The 15,622-nt window shown below is 58.7% G+C and carries 15 protein-coding genes and 1 other RNA gene; 5 read left to right on the top strand and 11 right to left on the bottom strand.

The genetic code is table 11. The features are described from left to right. Positions 1-143: 143 nt before the first annotated feature. Positions 144-1,409, bottom strand: coding sequence for a lytic murein transglycosylase (locus JZX89_RS10980; protein ID WP_207134058.1), 1,266 nt, complete (start codon positions 1,407-1,409; stop codon positions 144-146). 39 nt (positions 1,410-1,448) lie between these two features. Beyond that, a complete protein-coding gene (recR, locus tag JZX89_RS10985; RefSeq protein WP_174374037.1) occupies positions 1,449-2,054 on the bottom strand; it encodes a recombination mediator RecR in 606 nt (201 codons plus the stop codon). Positions 2,055-2,091: 37 nt separating this feature from the next. On the opposite strand from recR, the gene JZX89_RS10990 reads away from it, so the two are divergent. Continuing rightward, positions 2,092-2,727 carry an MOSC domain-containing protein gene (locus JZX89_RS10990; protein ID WP_207134059.1) on the top strand — a complete coding sequence of 212 codons (636 nt, stop codon included), beginning with the start codon at positions 2,092-2,094 and terminating at the stop codon, positions 2,725-2,727. 9 nt (positions 2,728-2,736) lie between these two features. Here the strand turns inward: JZX89_RS10990 and JZX89_RS10995 are convergent, their stop codons facing one another. The 3 genes from JZX89_RS10995 to ffs form a co-directional block, all read right to left on the bottom strand. Continuing rightward, on the bottom strand, positions 2,737-3,060 hold the full coding sequence (locus JZX89_RS10995; protein WP_149898194.1) for a YbaB/EbfC family nucleoid-associated protein: 324 nt from the start codon (positions 3,058-3,060) through the stop codon (positions 2,737-2,739). Between the two features lie 27 nt (positions 3,061-3,087). Then, complete coding sequence (locus JZX89_RS11000) at positions 3,088-4,962, bottom strand: DNA polymerase III subunit gamma/tau (protein ID WP_207134060.1); 1,875 nt, start codon at positions 4,960-4,962, stop codon at positions 3,088-3,090. A gap of 77 nt (positions 4,963-5,039) precedes the next feature. Then, positions 5,040-5,136: signal recognition particle sRNA small type (gene ffs, locus JZX89_RS11005), an RNA gene on the bottom strand. A 65-nt stretch (positions 5,137-5,201) separates the two neighbouring features. Between ffs and JZX89_RS11010 the strand changes: the two genes are divergently transcribed. Together JZX89_RS11010 and nudC are read left to right on the top strand one after the other, a co-directional pair. Continuing rightward, positions 5,202-5,630: an HIT domain-containing protein gene (locus JZX89_RS11010; protein ID WP_174374040.1), complete on the top strand. Its 429-nt coding sequence runs from the start codon at positions 5,202-5,204 to the stop codon at positions 5,628-5,630. A gap of 2 nt (positions 5,631-5,632) precedes the next feature. Continuing rightward, the gene (gene nudC, locus JZX89_RS11015) at positions 5,633-6,592 is read left to right on the top strand and encodes an NAD(+) diphosphatase (protein WP_207134221.1); all 960 of its coding nucleotides are present in this window, start codon (positions 5,633-5,635) and stop codon (positions 6,590-6,592) included. Between the two features lie 17 nt (positions 6,593-6,609). Here the strand turns inward: nudC and JZX89_RS11020 are convergent, their stop codons facing one another. Then, on the bottom strand, positions 6,610-7,485 hold the full coding sequence (locus tag JZX89_RS11020; protein WP_207134061.1) for a prephenate dehydratase: 876 nt from the start codon (positions 7,483-7,485) through the stop codon (positions 6,610-6,612). An 11-nt stretch (positions 7,486-7,496) separates the two neighbouring features. Continuing rightward, positions 7,497-8,252, bottom strand: a complete 756-nt coding sequence (locus JZX89_RS11025; protein ID WP_207134062.1) for a 3-deoxy-manno-octulosonate cytidylyltransferase — start codon at positions 8,250-8,252, stop codon at positions 7,497-7,499. Between the two features lie 150 nt (positions 8,253-8,402). On the opposite strand from JZX89_RS11025, the gene JZX89_RS11030 reads away from it, so the two are divergent. After that, positions 8,403-8,978, top strand: coding sequence for a c-type cytochrome (locus JZX89_RS11030; protein ID WP_149898200.1), 576 nt, complete (start codon positions 8,403-8,405; stop codon positions 8,976-8,978). Positions 8,979-9,057: 79 nt separating this feature from the next. Here JZX89_RS11030 and JZX89_RS11035 read toward each other — a convergent pair whose 3' ends face one another. From JZX89_RS11035 to JZX89_RS11045, 3 genes are all read right to left on the bottom strand, one after another. Then, positions 9,058-9,786 (bottom strand): sugar transferase, encoded by a 729-nt coding sequence (locus JZX89_RS11035; RefSeq protein ID WP_153515329.1) that lies wholly within the window; start codon positions 9,784-9,786, stop codon positions 9,058-9,060. A gap of 291 nt (positions 9,787-10,077) precedes the next feature. Next, a complete protein-coding gene (locus JZX89_RS11040) occupies positions 10,078-12,381 on the bottom strand; it encodes a transglycosylase domain-containing protein (protein ID WP_207134063.1) in 2,304 nt (767 codons plus the stop codon). A gap of 145 nt (positions 12,382-12,526) precedes the next feature. After that, entirely contained in the window at positions 12,527-12,985 is a 459-nt protein-coding gene (locus JZX89_RS11045) for a YbaK/EbsC family protein (protein ID WP_153515327.1), read from the bottom strand. A 477-nt stretch (positions 12,986-13,462) separates the two neighbouring features. Between JZX89_RS11045 and JZX89_RS11050 the strand changes: the two genes are divergently transcribed. Then, complete coding sequence (locus tag JZX89_RS11050) at positions 13,463-13,672, top strand: cold-shock protein (RefSeq protein WP_149898205.1); 210 nt, start codon at positions 13,463-13,465, stop codon at positions 13,670-13,672. Positions 13,673-14,082: 410 nt separating this feature from the next. On the opposite strand, the gene JZX89_RS11055 is transcribed toward JZX89_RS11050, so the two are convergent. Beyond that, the gene (locus JZX89_RS11055) at positions 14,083-15,474 is read right to left on the bottom strand and encodes a dipeptidase (protein WP_207134064.1); all 1,392 of its coding nucleotides are present in this window, start codon (positions 15,472-15,474) and stop codon (positions 14,083-14,085) included. Between the last annotated feature and the right edge of the window lie 148 nt (positions 15,475-15,622).

Below are 15,622 nucleotides of genomic sequence, written 5' to 3' on the forward strand. Positions count from 1 at the left end.
GTGGCAACATTTGCCAAGCGCTGCCCGTCATCCTCGGGCCTGTCCCGAGGATCCAATCACGTATCGTAAAATCAATAGGTTGCAGATGCTCGGCACAGGTCCGACCATGACGGAAGAGAGTTTAGCGCTTCGCCGTCAACCTGCTATTTCAGCTTCGCCTTCAGTGTGGCGTCAGGAAAGCACGTCGGGGCCAGCCCGTTTTTCGCCTGCCAGTCGCCGAGCGAACGGCGTGTCTTGAAGCCGGCCAACCCATCCGCCTTGCCGACATCATAGCCCTTGGCGACGAGCGCCTTCTGCATGGCCAGAACATCCGATCGCAGCATCGATCCGACACTGCCCCATTCTGCCTTGAACGGCCCCGCCCCATGGGCGATGCGATCGGCGAGATTACCGATGAACAGGGCGTATAGGTCGGAATTGTTATATTCCTTGATGACGTAGAAATTCGGCGTCACCACGAATTCCGGCCCATGCCGTCCGGCCGGCACCAGCATCATGCCATCGGCAGTAAGGTCATTGGCCGGAAAGGCTTTTCCGGAAATGCGGGTAATGCCCATCTTCGCCCAGTCGGCCACCGGCCTCGCAAGGTCCGGGCCTTCCTGCGCGCAGGAGACATTGGCCGGGATCGAGGCTTCGAAACCCCAGTCGCGGTTGCGCTGCCAGCCGCGCTGAGAAAGATAGTTCGCTATGGATGCCAGCGCGTCCGGTACGGAATTCCAGATATCCCGCCGACCGTCGCCATCGAAATCCACCGCATATTTGAGGTAGCTCGACGGCATGAATTGCGGTTGGCCGAGCGCGCCGGCCCAGGAGCCCATCATGCGCGAGGCTGCAATATCGCCGCTCTCGATGATCTTTAGCGCATCAATCAGCTCGGTGCGGAACATCTCCTTGCGAGTTGACATATAGGCCTTCGTGGCCAGCACATCGACTACGGAATGCGGCAGTTTCGCACGGCCGAAACCGGATTCGCGGCCCCAGATCGCCACGATGATATCGCCGGGCACGCCATATTTCGCTTCGATGCGGCGAAGGGTGGCGGCATGTGTTGCTGCAAGCGACCGACCGGTGCCGGCAAGCCCCTGCAATCGCTTCTCGGAGAAATAGGCGCCCGGTGAAGAGAATTCCGCCTGGCTCTGGCTTTGTTCCTTCGGCGGTTTCTGGCCGGGGATGATGAGATCAGGCAGCTTCCAGTTGATGGAGAGACCGCCGAGAGCCGCTTCGAGCGTCTTTTGCGAAATGCCCGCCTTGCGCGCTTCCGGCCAGATTTCCTTTTTCAGCCACGTATTGAATTCGGCGTCGTATCGGGCAGCAGTCGCCCCTGTCGGCACGGATTGCGCCAAGGCCGCCGTCGCTGAAAATACGGAAAGAATGGCGGCCAGCGCCGTGGGTGCAAATCGGTTTCGCATTCGGTCTCCTCTTTGGGTCGTGCGGAGTGAAGGAAGGCGTCAGATCGTCGTGCGGGCTCGAAGCGCTGCCGTCAATGTGCCTTCGTCCAGATAGTCCAACTCGCCGCCCACCGGCACGCCATGCGCAAGCCGGGTGATCTTGACGCCGAGATCGGAGAGGCGGTCGGTGATATAGTGGGCGGTTGCCTGCCCCTCCACCGTCGCATTGACGGCGATGATAAGCTCACGAATACCACCGGCACTGACGCGGTCGATCAATCCCTTGATATTCAAATCTTCCGGCCCGACGCCATCCAGCGGCGACAGCGTGCCGCCCAGCACATGATAGGCGGTGTTCATGGCGCTCGCCCGCTCCAGCGCCCAAAGATCAGACACGTCTTCCACCACGATGATGATAGACTGATCACGCCTGTCGTCGGCGCAGACGGTGCAGGGGTCGATGGTATCGACATTGCCGCAGCAGGAGCAGATCTTCACCTTGTCATAGGCCTCGCCCATGGCATGGCCCAGCGGCCCGAGAAGCTGCTCCTTCTTCTTGATGAGATGCAGCGCCGCCCGCCGGGCCGAGCGGGGGCCAAGCCCCGGCACTTTTGCCAGAAGCTGGATCAGTTTTTCGATTTCGGGACCGGTGACTCGTTTTGCCATGAGCGCTTTCTACTGCATAAATCGGGAAACGGGAATCATGAAGCGCGAAGGGCAGTCCATGAAAATACGGGCGGTATGCCGCGGCGAAGCGAAGACCCTGCCGGGAAAGACGACGAAAACGGGCATTTTCAAATATGCCGTGCAAGGCCCGGTCATGGTGGATGGTGAAGGCATCGTCAGCGATGCCGTCTGCAATCGCAAACATCACGGTGGGCCGGATCAGGCAATTTACGTCATGGGTTCAGTCGATCTCGACTTCTGGTCCCACACGCTTGACTTTACGGTCGAGGACGGATTTTTCGGGGAAAATCTGGTGCTGGACGGCGTAGACAGCGCAAAATTGCATGTGGGCGACAGGTTTTTGGCAAAGGAAGTGGTGCTGGAAGTGACCGCCGCCCGCATTCCCTGCGCCACCCTGTCAGCCCGGCTCGGCGACCCCGGCTTCGCACCACGCTTTCGCCAGGCCGGTCAGCCGGGTTTCTATTGCAGGGTGCTGAAAGGCGGAATGCTTGCCGCCGGTGAGGAAATCGCCCTCGAACCTTATGAGGGAACGAAACTGCCCATACCGGTTATTTTGCAGCGCTTCCGCCCCATGCAGTTGACGCAGGAGGAACGCGCTGCCTATCTCGACACACCGCTTGCAAGCCGCTTCCGCGCCATGCTGGAGGTATGAGCGCCAATATCAGAACGGCAGCTTCATGCCGGGCGGGATCGGCAGGCCGGCTGTGATTTCTTTGGTCTTTTCGGCAGTGATGGCCTCGGCACGTTCCTTGGCGTCATTATGGGCGGCAACGATCAGATCTTCGAGAATTTCGACGTCGTCTTCCCTAAACAGCGACGGGTCGATCTTCAGGCCCAGCAGGCTGCCCTTGCCGTTCAACTTCACGGTCACGAGCCCGCCGCCGGATTTGCCTTCGACTTCAAGCGCGGCGATATCCGCCTGCATCTTTTCCATCTTGGCCTGCATTTCCTTGACCTTGCCCATCATACCCATGATGTCACGCATGTGCCAAACTCCTGTTTTTGTTATATATTAAAATTCAATGTCGTCGCCGGGAAGGATGTCGCCGTCGCTCGATTCGGCGACCGATGGCGGGGCGATCTCGTCCGCCTCATCCTGTTCGACAGCTCTGATGCGCACGTCGGTGATTTTTGCGCCGGGGAATTGCTGGAGAATGGCGACGACATCCGGGTCCTGTCTTGCATCAACAAGGCGGGCGTCGCGGGCATTGCCCTCGGCCTCCACCAGCGTCGGCTGGCCCTCTTCCTTGCTGAGGCTGACGATCCAGTGGATACCGGTCCACTCCTTCAACCTCACGCCAAGCTCGCCGGGCAGCGAGCCGGGAGCGCCCTCACCGAGGCGCATATCGAGCCGGCCCGGTTCCAGCCGAACCAGCCGCACGAAGTTGCGCACCTTCGCCCGCATGACGGGGTCGCGGTTTTTCTGGCAAAGGTCGGCAATATCCTGCAGGGAGTTGACCGGAACCTTTGGCTCGGGCCGCTCTTCGGTCTTCGGCGTGACGACCTGCATGTCGCGCGGGCGGCTGTCGGGAACGGCGCGCAGTATGGCAGACGTTTGCGGCGTCGCCGGGCGCTGGGCCGGAAGATCGACAGGTCTTGTGGCAGCCACGGTCTGCGCTGACGAATAGGCTCGTGCGCCGCCGCCATTGCCGCCGCCCGAAGGCGCGCCGTTGGCATAGCCACCATCGCCGGCAGAAAGTTCGAGCAGACGCCGTGCTGCATCCTCCGGTGCCGGAAGATTGGCGGCATGCGAAAGACGGATCAGCACCATTTCGGCAGCACCTGCCGGACGCGAGGCATTTTCCGTTTCCGGAATGCCCTTCAGCAACATCTGCCAGATGCGCGACAGGGCCGTCACGGCGATGGTTTCGGCAAATTCCGCACCACGCACACGTTCGACCTCGGAAAGCGACGGGTCTTCCGCCGCGTCAGGCACATATTTCATGCGGGTGACGAGGTGGGTGAAATCGGCGAGGTCGTTCAGCACCACGACGGGGTTCGCGCCCGCCTCATATTGCCCGTTGAATTCTGAGAGAGCGGCTGCAACATCGCCTTTGACGACGTGCTGGAACAGATCGACGATGCGCGCGCGGTCGGCAAGGCCGAGCATGCCGCGCACCGCCTCTGCCTCCACGCGGCCGCTGCCATGGGCAATCGCCTGATCGAGCAGGGAAAGGCCGTCACGGGCCGAACCCTCGGCCGCACGGGCGATCATCGAAAGCGCCTGTGTCTCGGCTTCGAAACCTTCCTTGCCGGCAATGGCGGTGAACAGGCCGACGAGATCGGCGGCGCTGATGCGGCGCAGGTCGAAGCGCTGGCACCGCGACAGAACGGTAATCGGCACCTTGCGGATTTCGGTGGTTGCGAAGATGAATTTCACATGCTCCGGCGGCTCTTCCAACGTCTTCAAAAGACCGTTGAAGGCCTGCGTCGAAAGCATGTGCACTTCGTCGATGATATAGACCTTGTAGCGCGCCGAGACCGGACGATAACGCACCTGCTCGATAATCTCGCGAATGTCGTCGATACCGGTGTGGGAGGCGGCGTCCATCTCGATGACATCGACATGTCGGCCTTCCATGATCGCCTGGCAATGCTCGCCGGGAATGCGCAGGTCGATGGTCGGCTTGTCGATCAGGTCGGTCTTGTAATTCAGCGCCCGGGCGAGAATGCGCGCCGTCGTCGTCTTGCCCACGCCGCGAACGCCAGTCAGCATATAGGCCTGCGCGATGCGTCCGGTCTCGAACGCGTTGGTCAGCGTGCGAACCATCGGCTCCTGGCCGACCATCAGATCGGAAAAATCCTTCGGGCGATATTTGCGTGCCAGTACCCGGTAGCCGGTCCCGCTCTGGGATTCGCTTGTTGTGGTGGGTACGGTATCGCTCATCGCCTCGCCAGTTTGTTTTGCCAGTTTGTTTCGGGGCTGAACTGGCCCGGCGAAAGCTGAGCGGCATTTTGAAAAAGGTGGGAGGCTGGCACGGCGACCCGTGCCTGGCTCGTTAGGGCTGCTTCCTTCCGGACCTGACCCGGTTGGCGAGTGGCTCGTCCACCACCAACCTCCCGGGGCCACATATCGGCAATATCGACAGCAAATGCAAGCCAAGCCTTCAAAAAACTGCTATCACGATGAAAACAAACAGGGAGGACACCTTGGAGACATTCCGGCTGGACGACAGGCTGGCGCGCGATAGTGTGCTCGTAACGCGTTTGGGACTATGTGAATTGCGTTTGCAGAACGATAACCGCTGGCCCTGGCTGGTGCTGGTGCCGCAGCGAGACGATGTCAGCGAATTGTTTGATCTGACCCCGCTCGATCAGGCTATGCTGACATTTGAGACCAATCTCGTCGCCGCCGCGCTAAAGGATGTCACGGGGGCCACCAAGATCAATGTCGGTGCGCTGGGCAACATCGTCCGGCAACTTCACGTCCATATTATCGCCCGCAATGAAGGTGACACCTGCTGGCCCGGCCCCATCTGGGGTCACGGAACGGCGGTGCCCTATGCGGTGGGCGAAAAGGAAACTTTCATGAAAAAAATCTCCGGCGCGCTCTGATGATGTCAATGACAATTTTTGAAACCAACGCTCCCCATCCCGAAGCAAGCCTGCTGACAGCCTTTTCTAAAAATGCCCTCGACCGTTTCGCCGAAAAGCGGACGGAAGAGTGCGTTGCCGATGCGCTGAAAATCGACGGCACCCATATTTTTGCCTTCTCGGGTAACCGGCTTGTGCTGAAGCACGATGATCAGGTCATCGATCCCCTGTTCTCCGCCTATGAGTTGGCCGAATTGCAGCCGGATTTCGACAATGCCGTGTTGCTTGGATACCGTGAAACCGGCGAACCGAGAATCGCCGTGCCAGTTGCCGTCGCCGAAGACCAGCTGGCAAGCCACTACAAGCTCGCCGACGCCCGCACGCTTTACCGCGACCATCTGCTCGATGAGGAGTTACTCAGCGAGGTTGCCCAGGCTGTCAGCCTGACGCACTGGAATGCCGACAACCGGTTTTGCGGAAAATGCGGCGGGAGCATGGAGCTGCGGATCGGCGGTTACAAGCGGATCTGCGCTGCCTGCAATCACACTATTTTTCCGCGAACCGATCCTGTCGTCATCATGATGACAATCGATATCGAGCGTGATCTTTGCCTGCTTGGTCGCGGCGCCCATTTTGCGCCGGACATGTATTCCTGCCTTGCCGGCTTCGTTGAGCCGGGTGAAACCATCGAACAGGCCGTCCGCCGCGAAACGCATGAGGAATCCGGTGTCGACATCGGCCGCGTGCGTTATCATGCCTCTCAGCCGTGGCCGATGCCGCATACGCTGATGATCGGCTGTTATGCCGAAGCGCTCTCTTTCGATATCGCCCGTGACGAGATCGAACTGGAGGATTGCCGGTGGTTTACGCGCACTGAGGTGGCCACGATGCTGGAGACAGCGACGGGTGACGGCTTTTCCGCCCCTCCGGGCGGCGCCATCGCGCACCGGCTGATGCGCGACTGGGTGGAATGGACGAAATGAAACGCGTTGCGACAGGCTCAGCTCTGGTTGAGCTTGCCGCGCATTGCATGGCCCTTGTAGATGCCGAGAATGCGGACTTTTTCTGAGAAGAAGCGCAACTCGTCCAGCGCATGCCGTACCGGCTCGTCATCCGGATGGCCTTCGATATCGGCGTAAAACTGCGTCGCCACGAATTTTCCACCCAGCTGGTAGCTTTCCAGCTTCGTCATGTTGATGCCGTTGGTGGCAAAGCCGCCCATGGCCTTGAAGAGGGCGGCCGGAATGTTGCGGACGTTGAAAACAAAGGTCGTGACGATGATTTCGTCGGTAGAATTGTCGTCAGACTGACGTTTGGCCCAGTTTTCATCACGCGACAGCACGACGAAACGGGTGACGTTGTTCTCCGAATCCTCGACATTTTCGGCGAGAATATCGAGACCATAGAGATTGGCCGCAAGGCGCGGTGCCAAGGCCGCCATGCTGCGGTCGCCCTTTTCCGAAACCTGCTTGGCCGCACCCGCGGTATCGCCGGCGATAACCGGTTTCCACCCGTTGGAGCGGATGATCTTGCGGCACTGGCCAAGCGCATGAATGTGGCTATGGACGGTGCGGATCTCGTCTTTTTTCACACCCGGCATCACCATCAGCTGGAAGCGGATCGGCATGAAATATTCACCGATGATATGCAGGCGCGATTCCGGCAGCAGATGGTGAATATCGGCGACGCGGCCGGCCAGCGTGTTCTCGATCGGGATCATGCCGAGATCGGCTTCGCCATTTTCAATGGCGTTGAATGCATCCTCAAAAGTGGGGCATGGCAGAGGCTCCATATCCGGGAACATGTCGCGGCAGGCCATGTCGGAATTCGCGCCGAATTCGCCCTGAAAGGCAATGCGATTTGTGCTCAAGGTCATGAAATTTTCCGTTAAAAGGTTCTGCTTGCAATAATGGTGCGGGCTTTTTCGAGATCATGCGGTGTGTCGACGCCGAGCGGCACGGAGCGAACGATTTCCGCATCGATGCGCATGCCGGCTTCCAGCGCGCGCAACTGTTCCAGCCGTTCGCGTTTCTCCAGCGGCGAGGGCGGAAGGCTCACGAATGTCTCAAGTGCGGCGCGGCGATAGGTGTAAAGCCCGATATGGTGATAAAGCGGGCCGTCGCCAGAAGGTGCGGTCGCACGCGTAAAATAAAGGGCGCGCAGCCGAGTTTCGGAGAGCGGGCTGCCCACGACTTTCACGACATTCGGATTGGTTTTTTCGTCTTCGTCAGTGATTTCCACCGTTAGAGTGGCGATGTCGACGGCGGGGTTCTCCAGCGGGCGCAGAGAGGCGCGGATCGTCTCCGCCTCGATGGTCGGAAGATCGCCCTGCACATTGATGACGTATTCGGCGTTGCCGTAAGGATCGGCCTTTTGCAGCGCTTCGAAAATGCGGTCCGAGCCGGACTGGTGGTCGTCCCGCGTCATCATCACGTCGAAACCGGCGGTTTGAACAGCCGAAAAAACCTGTTCGTCATCCACCGCAACGACGATTCGTTCCGCACCTGCTTCTCGTGCACGCAACGCCACCTGAACGATCATCGGCTTGCCGCCAATATCCGCAAGCGGCTTGCCCGGCAGGCGTGTGGATGCCATCCGTGCCGGTATGAGGACGACAGCTTTCTCGAAATCCCGATTCTTCATCCGACACCCTTCAAATCCCCTCCGAAAAGTGTCAAAACGTCACGGAGTGGGGACCATTATTCAAGTTGCGCAGGCTGTGCAAAAGCCATAGCTTTCGAGTAATTTCAAGATGCCCGGTTATATGGAGCGGATGCGAGGGAGCGCATATAGATGAATTCTTATGTAAATATGGGCGTTGGGGCGTTGCTGGGTACGGTTTTTGTCCTGATGTCGGTGTCAATTGCGTCTGAGGGCATTTTTCATGCGCCCACGCCCGAGAAGGAAGGTTATGCTATTGCTGCTGCAGAAAGCGGCGGAGAAGCAGCCGGCGGAGAAGCCGCTGCCGCAGCGACACCAATCGCGCAATTGCTTGCGAGCGCCGACGCTGCCAAGGGCGAAACGGTCTTCAAGAAGTGTACGAGCTGTCATACCGGAGAGAGTGGTGGTGCAAACAAGGTCGGCCCCAATCTCTTCGATATCGTCAACCGGCCGATCGCCAGCCATGCAGGTTTCAGCTATTCCGCGGGCATGAAGGATTTCTCCAAGGGCGGTTCCGTGAACTGGGATTACGATCATCTCAGCTTCTTCCTCGAATCTCCCAAGAAACACGTTCCCGGAACGGCCATGGGCTTTGCGGGTGTGAAGAAAGAAACAGAAAGAGCTGATCTGATCGCTTATCTGCGCACGCTGTCGGCGAACCCGGCGCCGCTGCCGGATCCGGCAGCTGCTCCCGCGCCGACGAACTGAAGAAAAAATCTGATTCATGAAAAAGCCCGGCAGTGATGCCGGGCTTTTTTCATTCTAAGGCATGTCCGCTCTTAAAAGATCAGAAGCCCTTGCCGCCGCGCAATTCGGAAATCACGGTTCCGACCATGATCCTGATATCCAGCCAGACCGAGAAATTGTCGACGTAATAAAGATCGGAGACAATCCGCGCCCGCGCCTTGTCACTACGATCCGTCGGGCCGCGCAGCCCTCGCATCTGTGCAAGGCCGGTTATACCCGGCCGCATCTGGTGCCGCATATGATAATGAGGAACCAGCTCTTCATAAGGGCGGCCGGCCGCCAGCATGCCGATGGCATGGCAGCGCGGGCCGACAAGCGACATGTCGCCCTTCAGTACATTGATAAGCTGTGGCAATTCATCGATGTTCGTGCGGCGCAGAACTGCGCCGATACGGGTTATGCGCGGGTCGTTCTTCACTGTTTGCGCCACGCCGGTGGCGTCGCCCAGTTCGGTCTGCATGGAGCGAAATTTATAGACGCGGATTTTACGCCCGTTCATGCCCCAGCGGACCTGCGAGAACAGGACTGGCCCCTTGCTATCGAATTTGACCAGCGCCGCAACCGTCAGCAATACGGGAGCGAGCGCGACAAGGGCGATGGACGCCCCTGCAATGTCGATTGTTCTTTTGAGCGCGAACTGGCCGCGCTGCAGCGTTGATGGGCTTTTTTCCGAAATGAAAGTTTGCATTTCCGCCGGTTCGAAACTGGCGGTCGCAGGATAGGGAGCACCGTAAAAAACGGCATGCGATGAGCCTTTAGTACCCAGCATAATATGGAACCCTGAAAAGTTATTTTGAAACAAGAAAATTAATTTATATGATCGATTAATAATTCATTTACCGTAAAAGTCATCTGAAATTTAGCTATCACTGCGCAAATAGCAATCTACGGTTAACGCAGGTGCACGCATATGTTGCGGCACCAAGGCCACGTCGGCTGCCGGCTGTGGGTCGCAGATGATTAAGCTGCTGGAAAACGGAGGGCGTCGTGGAGAAGATAGCAGGATCGACGCGCTTTACCGTTCGCCACCTAACTGGTCGGACGGCTACCAAAAAGGCGATTAATTACCCATCAGAATATCAAGCAGGGTCGTCTGTTTTGGCCTGGAATTCGGAGACGCCTCACCACCGATATCGGCAGGCGGAACGGGCCCATTGCCGGCCGCATAGCCGGGTTCGATGTCGCGGGACGGGATATTTGCGGGCGGCATAGCGACACCCGGCTGAGCAGGGTTCGGTGAAACCGGCGCTTCGGGATAGGCTCGGGTGTTCGTTGCGCCGCCGCCGAGCGCATTGGATATGATGTCGCCGATGGAGGAAGGTGCGTTTTCGGGCGCCGGTTGCTGCATTTCCCCAAGCGGCGGCACGGCACCCGCGCCAAGGCCGAAGAGCGGCGAAGGCGAAAGCCCGGAATGGGCGGCGGTCATGAAATCTTTCCAGGCCCTTGCCGGAAGCCCGCCGCCGGTCACCTTTTTCATCGAGGTGCCGTCATCATTGCCGAACCAGACGCCTGTGGTGAGATTGCTTGTATAGCCGACAAAAAGTGCGTCGCGGAAGGATTGGGTGGTGCCGGATTTTCCCGCCGCCTGCCAGCCCTGCAGGCGTGCGGCCTTGCCTGTGCCTTCGGTGATGACGCGCGACAGCATGCCGTTCATCGTCGCGGCGATTTCCTCACTCAGCACACGTGGCGGATTGTCGTATTTGTTTTCGTAAAGCACCTTCCCGTCCGCGTCTGTAATACGCTTGACGATATGCGGCGTCGCCTTGTAGCCGCCATTCATGAAGGGTGCATAGGAAGCGGTCAGCTCCATCAGCGAAACTTCCGAGGTGCCGAGCGCGATGGAGGCGTTGTTCTGCAACTCCGATTCGATGCCCATGCGATGCGCCACCTGCGTCACCCGCTCGGGGCCAACTTCCATCACCAGTTGCGCGGCGATCGTATTCAAGGAGTTGGCAAGCGCAGTGGCAAGCGTGACTTCGCCGCGATATTTCTTCTCGTAGTTTTCCGGTGTCCAGTTTCCGATGCGGACCGGCCCGTCATTGCGGATGGTGTAGGGGGTAAGCCCCGATTCAAGCGCGGCCACGTATACGAAGGGCTTGAATGCCGAGCCGGGTTGACGTTTCGCCTTGGCGGCGCGGTTGAACTGGCTTTCGGCATAATCCGCCCCGCCCACCACGGCCCGGATCGCGCCCGTGCCATCGATGGAAACCAGCGCCGCCTGCGAAGCGCCCTGCTTCTTGCCGTCTCCCTGTAACACATGGGTAAGCGCCTTTTCGGCGTCACGCTCGAGATTGGGGTCGATGGTCGTATCGACAACGATATCCTGCTTGACGTCGCCAATCAGGCCGCGCACTTCCTCCAGAACCATATCGGCAGCGTAATGTTCGGCGCCGGACCAGAAACGTTTGGCTTTGGTCGGCGGCTGCGACATGGCCGTCTTGATTTCATCGTCGGTGATGAAGCCGACATCGCGCATCGATTGCAGCACCACCTGCGCCCGCTCTTCCGCCGCCTGCGGATCTCGTGCCGGTGAAAGGCGCGAGGGCGCTTTAAGAAGCCCGGCAAGCATCGCCGCTTCGCCCAGATTGACGTCGCGCGCGGATTTGTTGAAGTAACGCCGGGAAGCCGCCTCGACGCCATAGGCGTTGGACCCGAAATAGACGCGATTGAGATACATCGCGAGAATCTGGTCCTTGGTGAATTCATGTTCCAGCCAGAAGGACAAAAGCACTTCCTGAACCTTGCGCTCCAGCGTCCGGTCGGGAGAGAGGAACAGGTTTTTCGCCAGCTGCTGCGTCAGCGTCGAGCCGCCCTGCACGGTTCGCCCCGTCAGCACATTCGTCACGATCGCACGGCCGAGACCGAGCGGATCGATGCCGAAATGCGAATAAAACCGCCGGTCCTCGATCGCCATGACGGCCTGCGGAATATAAGGCGACATGTCTTCCAGCGCGAGCGCCTCGCCGCCTGTCGTGCCGCGATTGGCAAGCACGCTGCCATTGACCGAAACGATCTTCACATTCGGCGGGCGTTCGGGAATGGACCAGCTGCTGGCGCTGGGCATGCGTGCGCCATAATAGAGGACAAGGCCGGCAACGCCGATACCGCCCCAGATGCCGAGTACGACGCACCAGTAAACCAACGAACGGACAATGCCCGTCGCGCCGCGGCCGGAGGAATTGCGGATGCGCTTTTCTTTTTTCTGCGATTTGGCGCGCCCAGCGGTGGCCTTGGGCTTTCTGGTAGGCTGTTTTGCGGTCCCACTGATGCGCTCGCTCGCATCGAGGCGCAGATCATCACCGGACTCGTGGAAATCCCCGAAGGAAGGTTCTACCCGATCGCGTGATTTGCCCTTGCCTGCCATCCAGCCGAAATTGCTCCTTAATTCACGACGCCGCGCACCCATATGACCTTCAGGCTTCTATGCCGGCGCGATCCTTAATCCAGGATGAAGAGTTTAAATGCGGCAATTTAAGGCGGGGTTAAGTTCAGACGGGATCAAATCGCCGTCATTGGCAGACGTCGACCCATTTCGCTCCCGTCAATTCAGCCATGGCATCGGGCGAAATCCGCACCGCCGCATTGGTGGCGCCGGCCGCCGGCACCACTTCATCATAATTTTTCAGCGATATGTCGCAAAACACCGGAAGAGGTGAGGGCAGCCCGAAAGGGCACACGCCGCCGACGGGATGGCTGGTCACCGCAACGACCTCTTCCGGCCCCAGCATGCGCGGCTTGGTGCCGAAATGATCGCGGAATTTCCGGTTGTCGAGCCGCTTCGTACCCGCGGCGACGACGAGAAGAATGGTGTCGCCAGCCTTCAGGCATATAGTTTTGGCGATCTGGTCGGGGGCGACGCCATGTGCTTCGGCGGCCAGCGCGACGGTTGCCGAACTGGCTTCCGTTTCGATAACGGTCACTTCCGGCAATTTTTCGGTGAAGAAGGCTCTCACGGATTCGATAGTCATGCGTATTTATTAGGCGGTAACCGAGCGAGCTTCAAGACACCAGGAGATAGCTATGCATTTTATGCAATGCTGCGCTGCGATGAAGTGTCTGTTTTTTGAGCTGATATCCTGTATGTTCAAACCATCGAAGCGACGCACTCCTCCTCCCAGCGTCGCCCGATTGGACTGACAATACTCCTCCTCCCAATTGTCAGTCAGTTTCAAGAACCCGGCGCACCTCCTCCCGCGCCGGGTTTTTGCTGTTTCTGGCCCTGTTTTCAGCGGCTTCGGTTTGCTCGTGCTTCACAAAGATCACGCTGTTTTCAAAGAAACTTGACTTTTAGCCCTTGCCAACCTAGGTGTTCGCCCATCGATATTTGTTTGACGACCAGAGCTTCGGCGCCTTTTCGGGTGCACACGACGATCTTTCCTTCAAATTCGACCCAAGACCGCACTGCTTGCAGTGCAAATACAATTTGCCAACGGAAGGAAATCGTTATGGCGACTGGTACAGTAAAGTGGTTCAACGCAACCAAGGGCTACGGCTTCATTCAGCCTGACGACGGTTCGCAGGACGTATTCGTGCACATCTCCGCTGTTGAGCGCGCTGGTCTGACCGCCCTCAACGACGGTCAGAAGCTCTCCTACGAGCTGATGCAGGATCGCCGCTCGGGCAAGATGTCCGCAAGCGAGCTCGTCGTTTCCTGATAAGCGATCTGGCCCCCAACGGGCCACTGACATGAATGGAAAGGCCGGATTTTTCCGGCCTTTTTCTTTTGAAAGATGGTCCTGAACGGGCCGGCCTTGAAAAGAACGGATCGCATACCAATATAAGGTTCAACAGTGTTTCGGATGAAAACTGTCAGGCAGGCATTTTAATAGTGCCGTTGTTGTCGTGTTAACCAAAGATTAACCGAAACAGCTGATCCTGATCGTGAAAGCAGCGTCGACATGATCGACGCGCTCTGAAGCATCAGACCGTTGAACGCTTTGACCACGGATGTACTGGCATTGACGAAAACGGATGGAAAGGTCGGGCTTGCCCCGGCCTTTTTGTTTTTGAGCACCAAACAAAAAGGGAGGAGGAGCCGGGTAGCCGACGCCTCCTCTTTTTTTGATTATTTCGCCGCCAGCGCGTCGAGAATGCGGACCCAGGAGCGGATGCCCTTGTGGAAGGACTGCAGGTCGTATTTTTCATTAGGCGAATGAATGCGGTCGTCGGTAAGGCCGAAGCCGACAAGCAGCGAATCCATGCCCAGCATCTTCTGGAAATCACCGACGATCGGGATCGAGCCGCCCATGCCGATGACGACCGCGGGTTTTGGCCACTCGTCCGAAAGCGCGTTTTTGGCCTTGGTCAGTACGGGTGAATCATAGGAAAGCTGGATGGCCGGCGATGCGCCATGCTCATGAAACTCCACCGAGCAATCCGCCGGGATTTTCGAGCGCACATAAGCCCGGAAGTTCTCACGAATGGCCGCTGGGTTTTGTTCGCCAACCAGACGGAAAGACACCTTGGCGGAAGCTTTTGCGGCGATTACGGTTTTGAAGCCGTCGCCAGTATAGCCGCCGATGATGCCGTTGACTTCCGCCGTCGGCCGCGCCCAGGTCTGCTCCAGCACGGTGCGGCCCTTTTCGCCTGAGGGAACCGAAAGGCCGACCTCACCGAGGAAGGCTTCCGCCGTGCGCCCCAGCGTCTCCCAGGAGGCCTTGATGTTGGCAGGAGTTTCCTCCACGCCGTCATAAAAGCCGGAAAGTGTGACGCGGCCGGTCTCGTCATGCAGGCCGGCCAAAATATCCGTCAGAATGTGGATCGGATTTGCGGCCGCACCCCCGAAAAGACCCGAATGCAGATCGCGGTCGGCTGCGGTGATGACGATTTCTTCACCGACGAGGCCGCGCAGCGCAGCTGCGATGGCGGGCGTATCGCGGTCCCACATGCCGGTATCGCAGACCAGCGCATAATCGGCCTTCAGCTCATCCGCATTGGCTTCGAGGAACGGCTTCAGCGAGGGTGAGCCGGATTCCTCTTCGCCCTCAAAGAGAATGGTGACGCGCACCGGCAGGCCACCATTGACGGCCTTGTAAGCCCGGCACGCTTCCACGAAGGTCATCAGCTGGCCCTTATCGTCAGCCGTTCCGCGTCCGGTAATCACCTGACGACCGGCACCGATATCTTTCACGGTCGGCTCAAACGGGTCGTTTTCCCAGAGATTGAGCGGATCAACGGGCTGCACATCGTAATGGCCGTAAAAAAGCACATGTGGTGCGTCTTTGGTGGCTGCATCGTGATGCGCCACCACCATCGGATGACCGGCCGTATCGCGAACGGAAGCCTCAAATCCCAGTGAGGAGAGCGTTCTGACCAGCCATTCCGCCGCCTTGCGGCACTCCGCCTTATAGGCCGGATCCGTGGAAATCGACGGAATGCGCACCAGTTCGAACAGCCGCTCGAGGCTGGATGTAAGATTGTCGTCGGCGGTGGAAAGAATGGGGGAAACGTCTGTCATCGCTGATCCTGTCATGTCTGTCGTGACCCGGCGATGGACGAGGCATCCGGGCATCGCGCATCGCGTGGGAACAAGGGGCTGACGTGTCGTGAATCGCCAAACGTACAGCCGCCGGAACGATAGAGCAGTTCAGGAAAACTGCGAAGCG

The organism is Agrobacterium burrii, assembly GCF_017313405.1.
Lineage (GTDB): Bacteria > Pseudomonadota > Alphaproteobacteria > Rhizobiales > Rhizobiaceae > Agrobacterium > Agrobacterium burrii.

Bases quoted from the DNA above. Each gene is read 5' to 3' on its own strand.
- JZX89_RS10980 (WP_207134058.1), bottom strand. From the start codon at position 1,409: ATGCGAAACCGATTTGCACCCACGGCGCTGGCCGCCATTCTTTCCGTA.
- recR (WP_174374037.1), bottom strand. From the start codon at position 2,054: ATGGCAAAACGAGTCACCGGTCCCGAAATCGAAAAACTGATCCAGCTT.
- JZX89_RS10990 (WP_207134059.1), top strand. From the start codon at position 2,092: ATGAAGCGCGAAGGGCAGTCCATGAAAATACGGGCGGTATGCCGCGGC.
- JZX89_RS10995 (WP_149898194.1), bottom strand. From the start codon at position 3,060: ATGCGTGACATCATGGGTATGATGGGCAAGGTCAAGGAAATGCAGGCC.
- JZX89_RS11000 (WP_207134060.1), bottom strand. From the start codon at position 4,962: ATGAGCGATACCGTACCCACCACAACAAGCGAATCCCAGAGCGGGACC.
- JZX89_RS11010 (WP_174374040.1), top strand. From the start codon at position 5,202: ATGAAAACAAACAGGGAGGACACCTTGGAGACATTCCGGCTGGACGAC.
- nudC (WP_207134221.1), top strand. From the start codon at position 5,633: ATGTCAATGACAATTTTTGAAACCAACGCTCCCCATCCCGAAGCAAGC.
- JZX89_RS11020 (WP_207134061.1), bottom strand. From the start codon at position 7,485: ATGACCTTGAGCACAAATCGCATTGCCTTTCAGGGCGAATTCGGCGCG.
- JZX89_RS11025 (WP_207134062.1), bottom strand. From the start codon at position 8,252: ATGAAGAATCGGGATTTCGAGAAAGCTGTCGTCCTCATACCGGCACGG.
- JZX89_RS11030 (WP_149898200.1), top strand. From the start codon at position 8,403: ATGAATTCTTATGTAAATATGGGCGTTGGGGCGTTGCTGGGTACGGTT.
- JZX89_RS11035 (WP_153515329.1), bottom strand. From the start codon at position 9,786: ATGCTGGGTACTAAAGGCTCATCGCATGCCGTTTTTTACGGTGCTCCC.
- JZX89_RS11040 (WP_207134063.1), bottom strand. From the start codon at position 12,381: ATGGCAGGCAAGGGCAAATCACGCGATCGGGTAGAACCTTCCTTCGGG.
- JZX89_RS11045 (WP_153515327.1), bottom strand. From the start codon at position 12,985: ATGACTATCGAATCCGTGAGAGCCTTCTTCACCGAAAAATTGCCGGAA.
- JZX89_RS11050 (WP_149898205.1), top strand. From the start codon at position 13,463: ATGGCGACTGGTACAGTAAAGTGGTTCAACGCAACCAAGGGCTACGGC.
- JZX89_RS11055 (WP_207134064.1), bottom strand. From the start codon at position 15,474: ATGACAGACGTTTCCCCCATTCTTTCCACCGCCGACGACAATCTTACA.